We start from the raw sequence: 19,308 nt of genomic DNA on the forward strand, positions 1-19,308 counted from the left end.
TTGTTCCGATTGTCTTCGATGAGCTCCTTGCGTCGGTTTTTCGGAATGAAATACTCATGTTTTGCTTCGCGAAACACGAGTATCTCCTAGTTATTGTTTTGACGAATTAATTTGGGTATCCAGGATTTTGTTGTAGATTAGAATTACTGATCCGCGCTGCCGTCGGTATTGGAAATAGTCTTTCCGTAGCCAGATCGGTTTGCCCCTTGAATAAATTTGGATCATCAAAGGTTCCAAACCTGATCATATCGGTTCTTCTCGTCATTTCCATCACAAGTTCTCTTCCTCTCTCATCATAAATTGCTTTTAGAGTTAAAGAAGCTGTATTAAATCTTTTCGATGGATTGGAATTAAAAGCACGATCCCGAATTTTATTGATTGATTCCAATGCCTCTACCAAATTCCCTTTGGTACTACCTCTTACGATAGCTTCTGTTTTCATTAATAGAACATCGGCATAGCGATATATAATGATGTCATTATTTGCATTGTTGCTGACAGCGTTGGGATCTGGAGCGTATTTTACATTTCGCGCTCCTGCAAGACGTCCTAAATTATCTCCAGCACCTAAATCGAATGCGGGGAAGAAATAGGGATCTAATATTACATTTATTCCATTAAAAATTAAATTTCCACCCTTGCTATCCTTTTGTTGCCCATAAAGCCATTGTGCCTTTCGAAGGTCTTCATCTTCAAATTTATCGAAAAATGCGGGGGTGGTACACCACCCGTTCCATGGATTAGTTGTCAACTTGTAGGTGTCGCGGTGTCCATAATGGAGTGTTTTGTTGAATAATAAATTTCCTGTTGCTTTTTGAGCATCAAAGGGTACAGAAAAAATTGGCTCTTTACTTGATGGACCATTGTCGGGAGCAAACATGGAAAAGTAATTTGTTTCCAAATCGTATTTTCCAGAATTTATGACGGCATTACAATGTTCAACAACTTTATCCCATTGCGGAATGCCCGTGTAGACTTCTGCATTTAAATATAATTTTGCCAATAGGGTATGTGCCATCCATTTTGTTGGTCTACCGTAAGTTTTTGAACTGACTTCTTCGGAAAGAAGGGGCAGATTTGTTTCTAATTCGGTTGCAATAAATTCAAAAACTTTGTTTCTTTTTTCTTGAACTGGAGCACTTGCATTCTGATCAAAGGTGGTCACTATCGGAATATTTCCAAATGCATCCATCATGCAGAAATAATACCATGCACGCATGGTTTTAACTTCTGCCATGGTCTGGTTCTTTAAATCACTTTCTGCAAGAGGTTCATACATCTTTAATATAAGATTTGAAGAACCGATAGCGTTAAATCCCCATTCCCAAGAATTTCGCATCAATTCGCTGGAGGGGGTCCAGGTATGAAAATGCATTTCCTGCCATTTACCTCCGTCAAACCAATCACCCCCTCGGGTAGGAACAATTACTTCATCCGTACAGGTTTGTTGTAAGTCGTAATAGTTATTATTAAAAAAGCTCTGCGCTGCTGTGTATACAGGACCTGTAAGTGCTACAAATTGTTCCGGCGTTTTCGGGAAATTCTGTTCCGTATAGACTGCATATACCGAATCGTCAAATTTGGTACAGGATATAGAAAAACCTATTATTGTTGCTGCAGATAATATGATGCTGATATTCTTCATGTTGTTATATTTAATAATCCAATTCATTAAAAACCTAAGCTTAATCCAAGTAAAAATGAACGCGTTTTAGGATAATAATTTCTATCATCAATACCGGGTGCCAAAGCCCCTGCATTATTAGGGGCCGTAAATGCAACCTCTGGATCAATCCCTGAATAATTGGTAAGAACGAAAAGGTTTTGCCCTGTAAAATAGACTCTGGCGTTTCTAAAATAATTCCTGTTTTTTAGATTAAAGGTATAGCCCACAGTTGCGTTATCTAAGCGCAAGAATGATGCGTCTTCTATCCATCTGCTTGAAGGTATAGGTGCTTCAAAAATTCCCTCCTCCGCTGCAATGACGGATATATTGGTCGTAGCTGCTTGGGGCAATCTGGATAAATCTGCACGCGTGGCGTTGAAGACATCATTTCCATACATACCTCTAAAGAAAAATGAAAGGTCGAATTTGTTGTAGGTGAAAGCGTTATTCCAACCGTAGGTGAAATCTGGTAACGCATTTCCTAAAACTTGATAATCGGTAATGGCTGAAAGCTTATCCGCTGTTACGAGCTCTCCATTAGCTTTTTCATAAATCGTTTTTTGGGCGGTTGCATCATATCCGATATACTTAAAGGTCGCGAAAGAACCAATCGGCAATCCTGGTTTAACAATGCTTGCGGTTTGTTGGGTCCATCCATCTAAACCAAAAAAGTATTCATAACGTTCTGCTACAGAGAGATTCCCTACGTTGCTCGATAGTGAGCCGATACGGTTTTGATTTCGGGAAAGATTGAACGATGAGGTCCAGGTCCAATTTTGTTTTTTGATAATATCGGCACTAATAGATACTTCAAAACCCTTATTTGTCATCGAGCCTCCATTAGCCAGTAGCGTGTTGAATAGGTAAGGAGGAGTAGGTACAGTGTAATAATAAAGTAGATCTTCGGTTTTTTTATCGTAGTACTCAACGGTAGTCTGAATACGGTTGTTAAGAAATGATAAATCAAGACCTATATTAAACATTCCGGTAGTTTCCCATTTAAGATCTGGATTTGCATTGGAACTCGGACCGTAACTACTAACCCATTTCCCATCGTACATAAATTGATTTCCTTGTACACCAAACTGTAATAGGGATGCGTAGGGGACTATATTTTGATTTCCGGATTGACCGTAACCCACGCGCAATTTAATATCATCAAATGCCTTTTGATCTTTCATGAAAGCTTCTTGTGAAATCCTCCAGGCAGCACCAATCGATGGAAATAGAGCCCATCTGTTATTGGCTCCGAATCGAGAAGAGCCATCTCTACGTACAGTTGCATTCAACATATATCGGCTGTGATAATTATAGTTGATCCTTCCAAAATAAGAGATAAGTATACTTTCTTGCTTTTGAGGAAAACCTGAGAAAGGGAGAAATCCAGCAGCGGGGTTTCCTAAACCAAGATTATTGGCTCCAAGTGCATCTGACGTAAAATTGGTATTTATGGCATCAATTCCATCATTGACAATAGAATTCTGATAAGAATGTCCTACGAGTATTTTAAAATTGTGATTTTCAATTTCTTTGCTGTAATTTAAGACAGCTTCATAGACCTTTTCCGTTCCTTTTGTGGCCGTGCGGTTAGCATAGCCAATACCTAGTGCTCGTGGATCGAAATCTTCCCTACTCTGATAATAATAACGATCGTATCTGTTTCGTTGTAATGAGCCAGAAAGATCGAACACTAATCCAGAGAGAATGTCTACACTGATTTTTCCATTTACTAAAGTTGTATTGCGCTCTTGATTTTCGGATCGCTGGTTTAGAATGGCCACTGGGTTAAAATAATTTGTCCTTCCTGGAACTTGAAAATATCCACCGTATTGACTATAATTTTCGTCTTTTTTTATTGGCGATACAGGTAGAAACTTTGCTGCATTGTTAAATACATTGAAATCGATATGATTTGAAAATGTATTACTATTACTTACCATTAAACCCAAACGAAGTCTGTTGTCAAAAGCACTTTGGTCCAGTGTGATGCGGCCATTCAAACGCTGTAGGTCATTCTTTTTGACTATACCTTGATTTTTGAAAAAATTGATCGAAGCGCTATATTTCGTGGTCTCTGCACCTCCATTTATAGATAAATTTTGATTGTGCGAAATCCCATTGCGATAAAGTTGCGCTTGCCAGTCTGTATCATATCCAGCCTCACTTTCAGCAACCTGCATATTGTACTTTTCTAAGAAGCTTCTATACTCGCTAGCACTAAGCACATCGATCCTATTGGATATATTTTCAGTTGCTGCGTATCCACTGTAATTGATTTCGGCTTTTCCTAGGCTACCACGCTTGGTCGTGACCATAATTACTCCGTTAGCAGCTCTTGATCCATATATCGCTGTAGAAGAAGCATCGCGCAAAATATCCATTGAGACGATGTCTTCGGGGGATACTACATTAATATCGGCTCCTGGTACCCCGTCTATTACATAAAAGGGAGCGGTCCCTGCGGTTAATGAGGAAGGTCCGCGCAATTGGATGGTAGGAGAGGCTGTAGGATCGCCTCCACCACGGTTGATTATTAATCCGGGGACTTTTCCTACTAAAAGTTGATCCGCTGATCCAACTACACCTTTATTGAAATTTTTAGGAGTTATTGTGGTAATGGATCCTGTTAGGTCCTGCCTTTTTTGTGTGCCATATCCAACTACTACCACCTCACCGAGAGCCTGGCTGTCGGGTACGAGTTCAATAATAATCATTGATGACGTCTTATTGTCAACGGCAATAGTCTGCGATTGATAACCAATATAATTGACTGTAAGTTGATTTTTTCCTAAACTAATATTCCTGAACGTAAATTTTCCTTCCGCGTCTGTTTGTGTAGCGGTTGTTGTACCTTCTATCGCGATCGTAGCTCCTGATAGGGGTTGCTTTAAATGATTAAAAACTTGTCCGGAAATATTTTGGGATTGGGCTAGAATTAATGATATCCCCCATACTTTAAAAAGGAATAATAATCCTAACATTTTTAAATTAAATGTCTTTTCTCTCATGTTGGCTTGTTTAAGTAGTTGGTTAACTGTTTTTTTTATCTTTCTTTGGCTTTAGGCTTAGTGTTCATTTTCCGGCTACGGAATAGACAACGCGTATAAGTAGCCTTCTGAGCTTCCTATGTATAATGTGTTTTTTGCATAGCTGGGAGAAGAAATGAATGAACCTAATTTATAAAACTCATTTAATACTTTTTCATTGGTATCGTAAAATTGCATATCGCTGCCATTCGCTGTGTATTCAAAATTTAAATTCCCTTCTTTATCTAATATTGTCTTTTTATTTTTTATTCGACCTTCGGTTTCAAAAACGGATATTGTTTTTCCACTAATAGGGTTTACTTGATGTATCATACCTGAAAAATCTGCAATGAATAGTCCTTTTTCTGTAAGTAGCGGTGAACTAAGATTATAACCATGGGTTTTTAATCGGAACTTTTCAACACCCGTTATGGCATTTAGGGCAACAACCAGGTAAGAGTCTGAAGTAGATGTGTACACCATACTGTCACGGACTGTGGCGGTAGAAACCACCCATGAATTTTCAGCATTGAATTTCCAATCCAAATTTCCGGTTTTATAATCCAGGACATGAAGATAACCGTCTCTAGCTCCCAAATAAATCCTATCATATGCTCCTACAGGCGAAGCTTGAATACCTTCTAATACTTTCATTTGAGTATCGGATTCTGTTTTGTATTTCCATATTTCTTTGCCCGTGGCGGGATCTAATGCATAGACATACGTATCCCAACTTCCAAATAATAAAATATCACGATATATTGAAGGTGTAGATCTTATTGGTCCGTTGGTTTTAAATTTCCATATTAATGAACCTGTTTCAGCATTTAGTGCATATAAATAACCATCACTACTACCGAAATATACCGTTGTTTTTGCACCGGAGTTTTTAATAAGGGGCGAAGAGATTATGAAATCATATTGGTCTTCCATAAATTGGTGTGATGGCAACATTCCCCATAAACCATAACTTCCGATTTTCTTTTCAAAGCCTGTTTTGAATTTCCAGATTTCTTTACCTGTTAATAAGTCAATTGCATAATAATGTCCATCCATGCTACCAAAGTATACCTTGTCGTTAGATATTGCAGGAGTTGAAGTAATCTGACCTTGACTTTTAAAACGCCAAATTTCTTCTCCGGATGTTTCATCCAATGCATATATGTTTTTGTCGTTGCTACCTACAATGACTTTCCCTTCTATACATATTGGGGATGAAATTATCATTCCACGCGATTTAAAAATCCATTTTACTAAAATTGTTGTATCTGCGGTGAATGTGAATTGTGAGATGGAGGACGGTAGCATGTAATGGGGACCTGAATAACTTGTCGTATAGCTGAAGAAAAAAAATAAAACTAAATAAATTATTCTGTGAGAAATTTTCATTTCATTAATAAATTGTGTTTATAAAATTGGTGTCTAATTCGTAGAACCAAATATAGCATAGCTTTTTAATCGAATAAACCTCAATATGGTATAAAGTAGATTCTTTATCTTGCTATGTGTCTGGTTGTTAGATTGTTTGATTGGTTGTGGGTAGTCGTAAAAGTAGACCTAAATGAGCTTTTTAATCTATTCAAACCCAGAAAATAATGCGTTACTTCTTTTTTTTTAATAAGTTTTGGTCATTAGATCGCTGAAAATTATGAAAAGAAATGTTTGAGTGTTATAGATTTAAAATTTTACATCTCAAAGAAAAACGCTTGAAGCTGCGTTGAGAACCATATCATACATCCCATCTGCAATTAATTAGAGTCATAAGTAATATGGGGCTATTCGGAAAAATAATTGGTAACAATGCTGTCTTTTGCTATCTATACTTAGATAACCAATACGTTTGCAAATGGATATTTCTATTTTACAGTTACGTCGATTGCTTCTATCTCATACGCAGGATAATCTTGATGCGGAATGGAATGCATTGTATTCAGCTTTAAGCCCTATACATTGTGCCAAAGGATAGCGTCTGTTGAGTAATAGGGGGGATATCTGTTTTTTAGCGGAAGGAATTCTATTAAAAACACAACTTACCACCATAACACGTATTATCAAGGCCGATCAGCTCATTTTTGTCCCCTTACGGCCTAAAGCGGTCTACTTTCAGGCACTATCCCATTGTCGTCTTCTGTTGTTATCAAGAGATTCGTTGTATGCTATCATCGAGCGATTTCCTCGAGCGGTACGCATCTATGATAGTTTACTGGATCTGTGGTTTGAGCAGAGTGACGAACGACTGCTATTGTTAGAGATGCAGAAGGCCGAGCGTATAGATGTTTTTATGCGGCAGCACAAAGATGTATATCCCTATATGTCCCGGCGTGATATTGCCAACTATATATCGGTGAGCGAGGAGTACCTTCGAAAAAATAGGTGAAAACATTGGTGTTTGTGTTTATCATAGCTTATGGGTTAATAAGCCAAATATATCCGATTTTGAGAAGAATAATTGTGCGTAAATTGATGGGTAATAAGCATATATTGATGAGAATGTGTAGCGATTTATGACACATCTTTAAAGTGTAATAGTCGGCTTTCTGAAAAAGAATTAATATTTACGCAATCGATTGTGTAAATGCTACGTAAAATAGTTTTATGAGTTTTGTTTTCTGAATATTTTACTGATTATCAGTGATGCCATTGTTGTTTTTGTTGTTTTTTGGGAGTTTTGTAGAATAATATCTTATAACACTGTAAGTCATTGTCCCAACAGTCGATGAAACCCGTTAAGACCAACAAAATATATAAACTCATCCTGTATCCCGACAGTGAAAGTGGGGAAAAGCGGACGCTGTTTTTGGAGCAAAAAGAAGACAGAATATTTCGAGCGGTCCATTCAGATGATAAAACTTTGTTGAAATTAAAATCCTTAAATATTCGAAATATTGTTTACGCTCTATGTATAAAAAGGATAGAACCATTGAAAATACGGGGACTCATCGCTTTCCAAGATGGGGGCTAAGTTTATCTAAAAATATTAAAGAAAAATAAAATTAGATAAACTTTAGATAAATATTAGGATTAGATGTTTTATTAATTTGTTGTTTTTTAATACTTTATGTTTGTCTAAAAAATGTGAAAGAGAAATAAATTTAGATGAACTTTACACATTTTATGAAGTCCTCTTTGAGATAATACAACCCCATTAAAAGATGTTTACTCTTTTTTAGCTTTTTTTAAGCGCTGACACAAAGTTAATTACAGTTGGTGAAAGCCATATTTATCGAGGTGTTATATCGCTGTTTTAAAAGATTTGTGTTGGCTTTTTAAATCCTGTAAAAATTCCTTGAAGAATGCACATCTTGCGGTAACTTTATCAAAGTCAAGCTCGGAGAAGAGCTCCTTGCAATCCGATTCCACATATCTTCTTTTAGCTTTTCGGGTTTCCGATTTTAATCTTTCCTTAGGATCCTTTAGGCTTGAAGGATCACCGGCAAAAGAAAGTGATACCCCATATCTCTTATTGAACGGAATGAGGTCGGCAAATATAATGGCTTCCAGTTCCCATATATTTAGCAATAATACCGTAGAGCAGCCATTGGCAGCATCCTTTATTTTCTTGTGCCAATTTTGACGTTCGAGGACTTTAGCGCTTTCCGATTTAAAAGCATCTAGGTCTCTAATACATATCAAGATATCATAGGGTGTACTTTTCGTTTCGGCTCCTACGGTTTTATAGAATTTAGGAGAGTCCAGATGGCACCCGCGAATGTTTTTGCAGATTGTTTTAAAATTTGCAATCGCTCCCAACTTCGGTCTCAAAAGATTTTGGATAGCCGTAGTATCGTTGGGATCTTCACCTATTACACCGATTTTAATCATTCCTCTAGATCCGAATGTACCCAATAATCACTTAAATACCCGACCTCCTCTGTATACAGCCGTGCTTTCTCTTGTTCCTCTTGAGTCAGCCTGCGCACCTGGGTGCCCGTCTCTCTCGTATAGGATACAATCTGTATACGGTTCAGTTCATTGGGCTCGATATGATCCAATGTGAGCGGGGAGTGAGTCGAGAGGATAATCTGATTGGTGTCTGATTTTTCCAGTAAAAATTGCATCAATAGATAGAATTGATGTGGGTGTATGCCGAGCTCAGGCTCTTCCAATAGCACGATTCCCTCATCGAGACCCTGTACTTGAGCAATGATATAAAAGAGCCGCTTTGTACCATCCGATAGATGGCTCCAAGGATACCAGCCACCATTGACATAGAACTCTAACCGGATGTTATCAATAGTGAACTGCACTCCATCTTGATAGATATTGATATTCGGATTGAATCGGACACTTTCTATCGGTGTGTATTTTCCAAGCGCCTCGATAAGCTCTTCGCTGAATACCAATTTTGATTTAATAAGTTCTACAGTTAATCTTTCCTCCACCCTTTGTAAAGACTCGTCGCCATCATCATCATAAATGTCGAGTAGTGTTTGTTCTAGTCTAAAAAATAAATCATCGATAAAGTCAAGACTAGAGGCATGGTGTAGCATGTACAAGTCAAAATCGAGTACAATCTTTCCTGACGTATTAAAGTATTCTGACGTATTCGGAATATTATATTCAAGTAAAATACAATCAGGGAAGCTTAAAGAATGATCTCTCAAAACGTAATTATATAATCTGTTCCGAGTGGATAACACATTTACGACTTCTTTTGTCTTGCTATTTGTTCTTTTTCTAGTAATAGGGGAGAGCTCTCTTCTATTTAGTTTATAAGTCCGTTTAAAGTAGAATTTTTTGGTGGGATCTAATTCGAAGTCTTCTTCATCAACATTCTTACGTATGTAATCAACTTCAAATAGGTCTTGCTTATCTATAACCTGCAATTCAAGTGAAAGATGTTTTAACATGGCATCATCCGGCAAGCCGTTAAAGCGCATTCCTTCTTTTAGTATACGCAGCAGATTGGACTTTCCAGACCCATTTTTACCGATCAGAATGTTAAGTCCTTTTTCAAAACTAACATTCAGGTTACTTATAGATCTGAAACCTTCTATATTCGCCTGTTTCAGATAAAGACTCGAAGAGGTATTATTCGCCATATACAAACCTACATAAATTCGTCTTTACAGGCAATACAATTGGAGGAAATATAAAAGTGAATTTTGGGACTCTCGTTATCCGCTTATGTTTTCAGTTTATTTTCGCTAGATACAAAAACGGATATGCTAGCTGTAATGCCTTTTCATGCATATATACAATCTTTTTATAAAGACAATCAATTTTTACATCAAACTTTTTAAAATAGCTAGTTGGCCATCTCATTAGATGTGATTCTGCAAGTGCGATTTTACTTTTGATATAGAGCAGATCTATGTTTCCCCAGAAGCATTTTACTCGCTCTTTTCTCTTCCGTAATAAGTTGAGACAGCTACTTGTTATTTAAATGTCTTCAAAAATATGATTTAGTTACGTTTTGGGAATGAAGAAAATCGTAATGTTGCTAGTTTAGATGCTCATCGAGCGAGTAGAAGATTTTATGCTCTTCAATCCAATTGTCCATAAAATCCCTGTGGTACTTGACCTTAAAGTCGGTAATCTGATCGGGTTGGATTTCGAGCTCTTGAAATATGTCAAGTTCGAATTTGGATTCATTAATGCCGATACCCGTATAGTCTAAAATATAATTATTAGATCGAAGGTAATTATGGCCTTCCGGGATGTACTTGAGCTTATATTTCTATCATTCAGAATGTTGTATTTCTTTTTGTTTTTTTAATTTTACTAATTATTTTAGTTTTATGGTTTTGTATGTGTATTTTTATGTCATTAACCAATAGAGAGAATTATGAATACAGGACAACGGTTAAAACCGGCTAAGAAGAACGATGAACTTCTGAAAGCGATCTTCGAGGACAATTTTCCTGATTTTTTACGTTTTATGTATGCAGAAGCAGAGGATATCTTCGATCTAGATCGAGGATTGACCTTTATGGACAAAGAGCTGTTAGAAATTATTCCAGACCGCGATCGTAAGAAAGGTAAGCGTATCGCTGATCTTTTGGTGAAAGTATTCTTGAAGGACGGCCGAGAGAAATGGATCTTGGTCCATACCGAGATCGAGGGCGGTAGCGACGATGGATTCTCGCACCGTATATTTGAGTACCACTACCGTATACTAGATCGATATCGGATGCCAGTAGAGACTATCGTTGTTTTTACTGGTAGTCGTAGCCAGCGGCGGTTCGACGAATATCGGTACAAAGTATTCCGCACTTCGTTTGAGTTCCGCTACCTAAGCTATCAGATATTCGATCATCAGGAGCGCGAGTTGCTTGCTATGGACAATATATTTGCGTATATTGTACTGGCCTGTCAGAAAGCTTTGGATGAAAACAAGCTGCCTGAAGAGGAACTGGCCGAAGAGCGTAGTACAATAGCTCGAGCGCTTATCGAGACAAATAAGTATAGTAAAGATCGTATAATGAGCTTTTTAGTGTTCTTAAAGAGTTTTCTTTTTATACGAGATAAACAAATAAATAGTAACTTTGACAAATACATTTATCAAGTGACAGGAGGCACAATCGAAATGGGTGTAATAGAAACAATCAAAAGACAAGAAAGAGAAAAGGGGAAGCTTGAAGAACGTGCGAAAGCTGAAACAGAGAAATTAATAGAGAAACGTGCAATAGCTTTAGAATTCAAAAGAATGGGATTACCACTAGCTGATATTGCTAAGGGTACCGGACTTACTGTTGAAGAGATCGAAAAGCTTTAGCTAGAATACATACGTATATAACAGATTAAGATAGCCATCCGGTACGACTGGGTGGCTATTGCTTTTTTATCATCTCCCGTTAGGGAGATGCGGGTTCTTGCTTATGTCTTGTATTATAAGGATTGAAATGTTATATTTATGTATTCATAAAAAGGCTCCGCGCCAGCGGGTTATAATTGGTAAAACATAGCCCTTGCAGTCTGCGAGGGCTATGTTGTAAAATGTTTGTTTTCTTTATAAGTGCGTAATCTCTAGAGGGGGACTGTGCTTATTTGTAAAAAATTGATAGAAAGCTTGTTAAGTGCTTTAAGCATTGAATCGTCAGCTTGGGACACTTACAATTTAATCGGCTTATCTGGATTGGTCCAATAAACATCCAGCATTCGTTTACCATATTTTCCACTATTTAGTATGATGGGCTTTTTATCTTTTAATAATATTCCTTTTGTAGCGGCATATCTAAGGGCTTTAGAAAGAGAATCGTCAACGAATGTTTTGTCATATTCTAATTCAACGAATTTTTCTATCTCATTTAAATATTTAGGAGTTTTTAAGAATTCTGTAAGCGCAAGTACGTCGCAAACAAATGCATCTATACTGCGATCTGTTTTCGTATTTAGAAAGTATTCGGGATTGGCTTTATAGTTTTTTCTAAATTCAACTATACTTTCACATTTCGAAATGCTGGCTGGAATTTCTGCATTGATATTCTTAATAGTAGCACCTTTAATTCCCGTTAATTTGCCAATATGTTCTGCTAATGCATCACTGAAATCTCTAGAAACATTTAGTATTCCGTAAATATGCGAAGCATCTCTATTAATAAAAACCGCGAAACCTGCTACAGTAAGATCTAAATGATTCATAATTTGTCTTAATCGAATAGCCATCTGTTGACTATAGGTGTTTGTTTGATTAGTCATCTAACAAATACCGAATTTATTTTACGCTAATAATTATCATTAATTTACTTTTATTGTAAAATTTATTATTACCTTTGTTTATCATAGTTAATTGCTGTGCAATTATTTATGTATTTAGTGCAAATTATAAGTCTCGGTTCCTTAGTCTCACAATACAATCAAACCCGAGGGCGATAGGTTGCACCCATATGCCTTTATTTTCTATATTCGCTATAGTTAAAGGCGTGGGTACTATCGTTTGACGCTGAGTTTGATGGCGTGAGACCCAAGGAATAAAGCTAGATAGTAACCCACGTTTTTACTTTCTTAACGAGACTTGCCGTGAATAAACTAGGTAAGTTATGAGCTTAAAACAGTTAAAAAACAAAATCAAAGAACCTCCATAATACCCCTGGAGTAAAAGTCATGATTCATGACTTAAATCGAAGTATTTGCCAGTTATTAAACCGACAAAACCCAATTATAAAACGCCAAGGTATCTACTCGATTTCATTCAATTAATTTTTTATTTAAACAGTGTGGCCTCGCGCGGGGCAAGGAGTTAGATTTCTCTGTTCCGCTTCGCTCCAATCGAAATGACGATTGGACAGGTTACAAAAAATAAACTTAAAAATGAGAGATTTTTTAGGGGTGGGAGAGAACTGCCCAAAGTGGCAGGGCTATGTCCGCTCGAAAATGCAAAATAAAGATAGATTGCTTCACTTCGTTCGCAATGACGAGGGGAAAGTGAAGCATTCTGCTAATAGCCTATGGCCTAAAGCATTTTTAATAATATTCTGTGTGTTGTTTAGTAACCTTTTGGTTTCTCCTGCCTACGGGCAGGAGGCCAAAGGCCTAACTCAGACGGTAGTCAGAGGTGTGGTATCATCTATTGTAGATGGAAAGCCGATCGAAGGGGCTTCGGTCTCTGTAGAGAAGAAGCATGCACGTACGGACAAGCAGGGGAGGTTTACCATAAGTGTAGATAAGCCTAAAGGGGTATTAACTATAAAACATATCGGATACAAAGAGAAACTAGTTGCCTATGAGAATACGTCTACTACATTAAATATCACCCTACACACTGGTGAAAAACAGATCGAAGAAGTGGAAGTCGTATCTACCGGATACCAGAAGCTCCCCAAAGAACGAGCTACGGGGAGCTTTGAGTTTATCGATAACAAGCTCTTGAACCGTAAGGTATCCTTGAATTTTCTACAACGTTTAGAAGATGTTGTTCCTTCAGTATCCACAATCAAGGTTTACGAAGATAGAAGGGGGAAGCTCCCTTTTACCAATATACGGGGACGAAGCACAATCAATTCGAACGTGTGGCCGCTTATTGTGTTGGACGGTGTACCATATCAGGGAGATTTTAACAATATCAACCCCAATGATATTGAGAATATCAGTATACTGAAAGATGCTGCCGCGTCTTCCATTTGGGGGGCGCAGTCTGGTAATGGCGTTATCGTGATCACTACAAAAAAAGCTGACTTTGAGAATCCTATACGGGTGTCCTTCAATAATAGTGTGACAGTGACAAACAAGCCAAACCTATATTACTACCCACAAATGGGCACATCGGATTTTATCGATGTAGAAGCGATGTTATTTGAAAATGGTTATCATGATGGACGTTTATATAACTTTCAGTACAATCTTTCACCCGTAGTTCAGCTCCTAAAGAAGAAAAGGGAGAATAAGATATCCGAATCAGACCTCAACACAGAGTTAGATCGCCTACGTCGGATTGATTATCGGGATGAACTGTCAAAGTATATCTATAAAAGAGAGGTCAACCAACAGTACAATGTGCAGATCGAGGGAGGGAGTAAATCGTTGCACAGCATATTTTCAGCAGGATATGATAAAGGGTCTAAAAATATCGTACAAACCAATAATAGCCGTGTTACAGCTCGAAGCCATACGGTATACCGACCTACGGACAATCTGAGTATAGGCCTAGGGGTACAGTATAGCGAGTACAATCGTAAGGAGCCTATGGTTCGGCTAGGTTATTTCAGTTTTGCAGGTGGTTTTGGGAATTTCCCATATATGGAACTGGCCGATGTCAATGGTAATCCTCTTGTTGTAGATCTGATCGGACTTAATCCAGACTTTAGAGATACAGTAGCAGGTGGTCGTTTGTTGGATTGGAAGTATAGGCCATTGGCCGAGTTGGATCAGACATCTACCCAGAGCAGACTACGAGAGACAAATGTCAATCTAGACGCCCATTATAATATCACGCCATTCTTGCGAGCTTCTTTGCTATATAGTTATAGAAATGCCAATGAAGTAGTCGACAATTGGCGTGGGATGGGCAGTATAGCACAGCGCGAGGCAATCAATTATTACGCCGTATGGGATGCGCACTCGGTGAAATGGAATGTTCCTGTAGGAGATTATTTACAAAAGATAAACGCGACAAATGTATCACAGCAGGGAAGATTTCAATTAGAGTATAATGAAAACTGGCATGATCGGCACATTGTCGCCTTATTGGCAGGAGCAGAAATCAGACAACAGAAGCAAGGTTCGCAAGCACAAGAATTTTGGGGCTTCGACCCTGAAACATTATCCTTCCAGCCTGTTGATTACGTCAATGATTATCCCTACTTGAATGGAATATACGGCACAAGTAAGATATATGGTTATTTAGATTATACGGGCTTGCTCGACCGGTATACATCTTACTTTGCCAACGGATCGTATACTTTTGATAGTCGGTATATCATGAGTGCGAGCGTACGTAAAGATGCTTCTAATCTTTTTGGGGTCAAGACTAATGATAGGGGAAAGCCTTTCTGGTCTATCGGAGGAGCATGGATCGTATCCAAAGAACGTTTTATGGAAGACGGTATATTCTCCCTCTTGAAATTGCGGGCTACCTATGGTCATAATGGTAATGTCGATAATAGTACCTCGGCATATCCTATTATATACAGGTCCTCTCAGCCACATCATATCACAGGGATGCCATATGCTAATGTACAGTCACCACCGAATCCTTCATTGCGCTGGGAGACCGTAGGTATGTTAAATTTAGGATTGGATTTTCAGTTACTGGGTAATAGAGTAGGTGGCTCTATAGAGTATTATCAAAAGACCCCTAGAGATCTAATAGCAAATACACTGATAGATCCCACCACTGGTTTTAGTAGTATGCGTATGAATAGTGCAGATTTACTAGGTAAAGGTATCGATGTATCCTTGCGTACACATAATATTAAAGGCAACTTGATGGATTGGCGTACTGATCTAGTATTTGCCTATAGTCGTACCAAGGTGACTAAGTCCTATATAGCTAATCCTCGAGGTAATAATTTTCTGGCAGGAGCTTATGGTTTGATGGCTACACCTGTAGAAGGGGCTGACCTGAATAGCGTGTATGCCTTCAGGTGGGCAGGGCTTGATCCACAGACGGGGATGCCTCGAGGCTATCTGGATGGAGAAGTATCTACTGTTTATTCCAAAATATATAACGATACCAAAGTACAGGATATGGACAATCACGGGTCGTCCCTACCTGTGTACTTTGGTTCATTACGCAATTCATTCCGATATAAGACTATCGATCTGTCCTTTAATATCAGTTATCAATTGGGGCATAAATTTATGCGTACATCGATCAATTATTCACGATTAATGGATGAGCGGGTCGGTCATAGTGATTTTGCCCGAAGATGGCAAAAACCGGGAGATGAAAAGTTTACCGATGTGCCAGTATTTAATTATCCTTCTGATTACTATGCAGATTATTTTTATGAGTATTCTTCTGCTTTGGTGGGGCCGGCAGATCAGATTAAATTGAGGGATATACAGATCGGTTATTCTCCGAAAATCGCTGATCATTTCAAGGTGAAGGAACTCCGTTTATATAGCTATATGGCCAATATAGCTACCATTTGGCGGGCTAATAGAATGGGGATCGATCCAGAATATGGGATGACAAATCCCGACCCCTTTTCATTTTCAATCGGTTTTAGTTTTAAACTTTAATAAAGTAACAGCATGAATGTTTTGAAATATATAGTAATAGGAGCCCTGCTATGCACAGCATGCAATGGTTTCTTAGAGATTAAGCCAGACAAGAAGATGTCTGTGCCACATACTCTGGAGGATTGTGAACTGTTATTGAATGATTACAGTACGCTCAATACAGCTTATCCTTCAATGGGGATTATTGCAGGAGAGGATTATTACCTGACATCGGCCAATTGGAACAGTATATCAGTACTGGATGACCGGAATGCGTATATCTGGTCTGATGAGCCCGCTCTCTTGGCTACGCCGTGGCAGGGTGCTTATAGAGTAGTGTATCTTACTAATCAGATTCTAAACGTGTTAGATCAAATGCCTAACAGCCAAAAAGCTGGTGCTCGTTATAGCAATGCCTACGGCCATGCTTTGTTCCTTCGGGCATTTGCTTTTCAACAATTGGTAGAAATCTATGCGCTACCTTATCGGCCAAATACGGCTGATATAGATTTGGGGATGCCGATCCGGTTATCTCCTGATCTAGATGTAGTATCTAAGCGAGCAACACTCAAGGATACTTATGCACAGATCATTAGTGATTATAGCAGAGCAAAGAATCTACTTGCCACTGAACGGACGATAAAAGGTGGTACTTCAAAATCTGCGGCTTATGCCGGACTGGCCAGGACCTATTTGACGATGAAGGACTACGAAAAGGCCTTCAACTATGCGGATTCAGCATGGCGCATGCAGGCCGAGCTTCTGGATTATAACACGCTCAAAACCTCCGACAGCTATCCCTTAAGGCGATTCAATAAAGAGGTTCTGTTCTCCGCATTGAGTACACACTCCAATGCTTTTGGGAGACTTTATGTCCGGATGAATCCTGACCTGATAGCTAGCTATACGATAGGTGACCTGCGCAAAGCAATTTATTTCCAGCCCTATACGATGGAACCTACTGTGTATAGTTTTAAGGGATCTTATGATCAGGGAGCCACGCTATTTGTGGGATTGACCACAAGCGAGGTCTTATTGATCAGAGCAGAAGCTGCCGCGCGTACTGGGCAAATAAACAAAGCTTTAACTGATATTAATCTTTTAAGGGCTAATCGTTGGAAGGGCAGGGACTATCCAGAGATAACTGAGCAGAATGCAGATAGGCTCCTTGATACGGTGCTGGCCGAACGAGCAAAGGAACTCGTGTTTCGAGGAAGACGCTGGTCAGACATCAAAAGACTGAGTGATGATCCAAATCGGTCTGTCGAGCTGAAGAGGACTATCGATGGCAAAGATTATATGGTGCCCGTAGGAAGTCTTAAATATGCACTGATGATTCCACATGTAGTGACACAGCAGAATCAAAATATTGAACAAAATAAGAGATAGTATGAAAGGATATAGCATGATATGTTTGCTTGTGTGGTTTGGATATACACTAACAATAGGACAATCAAAGTCTATTGATCGCAGTTGGCAGCTTGTTGTAGGGGAGTCTGTCCCCGAGATAACAGCAATGCCTATCGTGAATTGGGAACAATCTGAGATTGATCTGGGCAATTATAAGGATAAGGTTGTTGTACTAGAGTTCTTCGATACGTATTGTGCGACCTGCATCGAAGGTATGCCGCATCTGCAACGGATACAACAGCAGATGCGGCAAAAGCTATTGGTGCTGATGGTGACCTGGCAATCTAAGGAGGTAATAGAAAAGTTCTATAGGGACAATCGTTTCCTGAAAGAGAATAATGTAAAACTACCTACAGTGGTTGCTGATACCCTGATGCGGAAATATTTTCCGCATCAGGGCGTACCCCATACCGTATTTCTATATAAAGGAAAGGTGCAGGCAATTACTTATCCTGATTATGTTAAAGAGCGGTTTATTGAGGAATTATATAATACAGGAAAGTTAGCTGTACCACAGAAGGATGATTTTAGGGAAAAGGTACGGATGTTAGAAGAAGGATCAGATATGGTAGGTTCGGTCAAGATCACAGGGTATCAAGAATCGCTGGAGGAAAAGCCGGGATTGACTATAGAAAGTGATTCCGTATCGGGTTTTTATAAGACTTATTTCTATAACGTCGGCATTCTGAATGCCTATAAGGCAATGCTTGCCTATATTAAAAAGCCGACTTTTATACTGACAGAACAACGGATCCTATGGAAGGTGAAAGATCCGTCCAAGTACCGTTATCAAGAGGGGACGGGAGGTTCGCACATATGGTTGACCCAATACGGTATTAGCTATGAACGTAGAAGTACTGTGGTAGGTGATTTGTCGGATCAGGCTAAACTCGTACTAAATGATCTGAATAGTTTACTGGGATTGAGCGTATATTGGGATACGCTGGAGATGAATTGTCTTATTATTCGTAAGACAGGTAAGAAAGTGAGATCAAAAGATACTGTTAAAACAGGGAAAAAAATAGATAATATCGGGATTCTTACGTTTTTAATGGACTATTCGGGCGATTATCCGCCTGTAATAGATGAATCGGGATTCAAAGGTCATTTAGAGATAGGAAGTTATTCTAATATTAAAGAGTTAAATGACCAACTCTCGTACTATGGATTAGAGGTTGTCTCAGGGCGTAGATCTGTAGAAGTTCTTGTCGTAGAAGAAAAGTAGTAACAGCAGAAAGGGGGCACTTTCGGTGCCCCCAGTTACTATTTTGACTTAATATCGAAGATTAAGCTGTACCGCGCAATCTTACGTTCGGTTGTGCTATACCTGTATGGAGCGAAAGGATCATCTCATCTTTTAACGCATCTGTTAAATCTGGATCACCATTTCCGTCAGGATTAGCATTTACCGCACAGATCTTTCCACTGCCAGAACAAGATGGAGATCCTGTTACTGGTGCATAATTGGAAGGAATCGTAGGGTTACCGCCCGTATTTAATTGAAACCACTGTGCCATAAGCTTATGATTTAAATTAACTAACTTAGATTTATGAATTGATCACAATGACGGTATCTGCCTTGGTTAAAAAAATCAGATACTG

13 protein-coding genes are annotated in these 19,308 nt (G+C 38.7%); 6 read left to right on the forward strand and 7 right to left on the reverse strand.

The window, feature by feature from the left end; translation table 11 throughout:
- Nucleotides 1–106: 106 nt before the first annotated feature.
- The 3 genes from JKG64_RS13655 to JKG64_RS13665 all read right to left on the reverse strand — a co-directional run bounded on the left by JKG64_RS13655 (nucleotide 107) and on the right by JKG64_RS13665 (nucleotide 5,919).
- A complete protein-coding gene (locus tag JKG64_RS13655) occupies nucleotides 107–1,672 on the reverse strand; it encodes a RagB/SusD family nutrient uptake outer membrane protein (protein ID WP_210354862.1) in 1,566 nt (521 codons plus the stop codon).
- The gene (locus JKG64_RS13660) at nucleotides 1,672–4,674 is read right to left on the reverse strand and encodes a SusC/RagA family TonB-linked outer membrane protein (RefSeq protein WP_210354863.1); all 3,003 of its coding nucleotides are present in this window, start codon (nucleotides 4,672–4,674) and stop codon (nucleotides 1,672–1,674) included. The genes JKG64_RS13655 and JKG64_RS13660 overlap by 1 nt, the downstream gene beginning before the upstream one ends.
- A gap of 75 nt (nucleotides 4,675–4,749) precedes the next feature.
- Nucleotides 4,750–5,919: an outer membrane protein assembly factor BamB family protein gene (locus JKG64_RS13665; RefSeq protein WP_210354864.1), complete on the reverse strand. Its 1,170-nt coding sequence runs from the start codon at nucleotides 5,917–5,919 to the stop codon at nucleotides 4,750–4,752.
- A gap of 745 nt (nucleotides 5,920–6,664) precedes the next feature.
- Here JKG64_RS13665 and JKG64_RS13670 point away from each other — a divergent pair.
- The gene (locus JKG64_RS13670; RefSeq protein ID WP_210354865.1) at nucleotides 6,665–7,069 is read left to right on the forward strand and encodes a hypothetical protein; all 405 of its coding nucleotides are present in this window, start codon (nucleotides 6,665–6,667) and stop codon (nucleotides 7,067–7,069) included.
- Between the two features lie 854 nt (nucleotides 7,070–7,923).
- On the opposite strand, the gene JKG64_RS13675 is transcribed toward JKG64_RS13670, so the two are convergent.
- Together JKG64_RS13675 and JKG64_RS13680 are read right to left on the reverse strand one after the other, a co-directional pair.
- Nucleotides 7,924–8,514, reverse strand: a complete 591-nt coding sequence (locus tag JKG64_RS13675) for a DUF4276 family protein (RefSeq protein ID WP_210354866.1) — start codon at nucleotides 8,512–8,514, stop codon at nucleotides 7,924–7,926.
- Nucleotides 8,511–9,734 (reverse strand): AAA family ATPase, encoded by a 1,224-nt coding sequence (locus JKG64_RS13680; RefSeq protein ID WP_210354867.1) that lies wholly within the window; start codon nucleotides 9,732–9,734, stop codon nucleotides 8,511–8,513. Before JKG64_RS13680 ends, JKG64_RS13675 begins: the two co-directional genes overlap by 4 nt.
- A 410-nt stretch (nucleotides 9,735–10,144) precedes the next feature.
- Here JKG64_RS13680 and JKG64_RS13685 point away from each other — a divergent pair, with 410 nt between their 5' ends.
- Nucleotides 10,145–10,312, forward strand: coding sequence for a hypothetical protein (locus JKG64_RS13685; RefSeq protein ID WP_210354868.1), 168 nt, complete (start codon nucleotides 10,145–10,147; stop codon nucleotides 10,310–10,312).
- 168 nt (nucleotides 10,313–10,480) lie between these two features.
- The gene (locus JKG64_RS13690) at nucleotides 10,481–11,410 is read left to right on the forward strand and encodes an RpnC/YadD family protein (protein ID WP_210354869.1); all 930 of its coding nucleotides are present in this window, start codon (nucleotides 10,481–10,483) and stop codon (nucleotides 11,408–11,410) included.
- A gap of 335 nt (nucleotides 11,411–11,745) precedes the next feature.
- Here the strand turns inward: JKG64_RS13690 and JKG64_RS13695 are convergent, their stop codons facing one another.
- Nucleotides 11,746–12,333: a hypothetical protein gene (locus tag JKG64_RS13695; protein WP_210354870.1), complete on the reverse strand. Its 588-nt coding sequence runs from the start codon at nucleotides 12,331–12,333 to the stop codon at nucleotides 11,746–11,748.
- Nucleotides 12,334–12,945: 612 nt separating this feature from the next.
- Between JKG64_RS13695 and JKG64_RS13700 the strand changes: the two genes are divergently transcribed.
- From JKG64_RS13700 to JKG64_RS13710, 3 genes are read left to right on the forward strand one after another with little or no spacing between them, the layout of a single operon-like run.
- A complete protein-coding gene (locus JKG64_RS13700; RefSeq protein ID WP_210354871.1) occupies nucleotides 12,946–16,317 on the forward strand; it encodes a SusC/RagA family TonB-linked outer membrane protein in 3,372 nt (1,123 codons plus the stop codon).
- Between the two features lie 12 nt (nucleotides 16,318–16,329).
- Nucleotides 16,330–17,685, forward strand: coding sequence for a RagB/SusD family nutrient uptake outer membrane protein (locus JKG64_RS13705; RefSeq protein ID WP_210354872.1), 1,356 nt, complete (start codon nucleotides 16,330–16,332; stop codon nucleotides 17,683–17,685).
- A gap of 1 nt (nucleotide 17,686) precedes the next feature.
- A complete protein-coding gene (locus JKG64_RS13710) occupies nucleotides 17,687–18,931 on the forward strand; it encodes a TlpA family protein disulfide reductase (RefSeq protein WP_210354873.1) in 1,245 nt (414 codons plus the stop codon).
- A gap of 61 nt (nucleotides 18,932–18,992) precedes the next feature.
- Here JKG64_RS13710 and JKG64_RS13715 read toward each other — a convergent pair whose 3' ends face one another.
- Entirely contained in the window at nucleotides 18,993–19,223 is a 231-nt protein-coding gene (locus JKG64_RS13715) for a hypothetical protein (RefSeq protein ID WP_133584234.1), read from the reverse strand.
- Nucleotides 19,224–19,308 lie beyond the last annotated feature (85 nt).

This window comes from Sphingobacterium tabacisoli (genome assembly GCF_017908035.1).
GTDB lineage: Bacteria > Bacteroidota > Bacteroidia > Sphingobacteriales > Sphingobacteriaceae > Sphingobacterium > Sphingobacterium tabacisoli.

Excerpts from the sequence above, each read along its gene's own strand:
- JKG64_RS13665 (WP_210354864.1), bottom strand. The coding sequence starts at position 5,919 with ATGATAATTTCATCCCCAATATGTATAGAAGGGAAAGTCATTGTAGGT.
- JKG64_RS13660 (WP_210354863.1), bottom strand. The coding sequence starts at position 4,674 with ATGAGAGAAAAGACATTTAATTTAAAAATGTTAGGATTATTATTCCTT.
- JKG64_RS13695 (WP_210354870.1), bottom strand. The coding sequence starts at position 12,333 with ATGACTAATCAAACAAACACCTATAGTCAACAGATGGCTATTCGATTA.
- JKG64_RS13675 (WP_210354866.1), bottom strand. The coding sequence starts at position 8,514 with ATGATTAAAATCGGTGTAATAGGTGAAGATCCCAACGATACTACGGCT.
- JKG64_RS13690 (WP_210354869.1), top strand. The coding sequence starts at position 10,481 with ATGAATACAGGACAACGGTTAAAACCGGCTAAGAAGAACGATGAACTT.
- JKG64_RS13655 (WP_210354862.1), bottom strand. The coding sequence starts at position 1,672 with ATGAATTGGATTATTAAATATAACAACATGAAGAATATCAGCATCATA.
- JKG64_RS13700 (WP_210354871.1), top strand. The coding sequence starts at position 12,946 with ATGAGAGATTTTTTAGGGGTGGGAGAGAACTGCCCAAAGTGGCAGGGC.
- JKG64_RS13685 (WP_210354868.1), top strand. The coding sequence starts at position 10,145 with ATGCTCATCGAGCGAGTAGAAGATTTTATGCTCTTCAATCCAATTGTC.
- JKG64_RS13705 (WP_210354872.1), top strand. The coding sequence starts at position 16,330 with ATGAATGTTTTGAAATATATAGTAATAGGAGCCCTGCTATGCACAGCA.
- JKG64_RS13710 (WP_210354873.1), top strand. The coding sequence starts at position 17,687 with ATGAAAGGATATAGCATGATATGTTTGCTTGTGTGGTTTGGATATACA.
- JKG64_RS13680 (WP_210354867.1), bottom strand. The coding sequence starts at position 9,734 with ATGGCGAATAATACCTCTTCGAGTCTTTATCTGAAACAGGCGAATATA.
- JKG64_RS13715 (WP_133584234.1), bottom strand. The coding sequence starts at position 19,223 with ATGGCACAGTGGTTTCAATTAAATACGGGCGGTAACCCTACGATTCCT.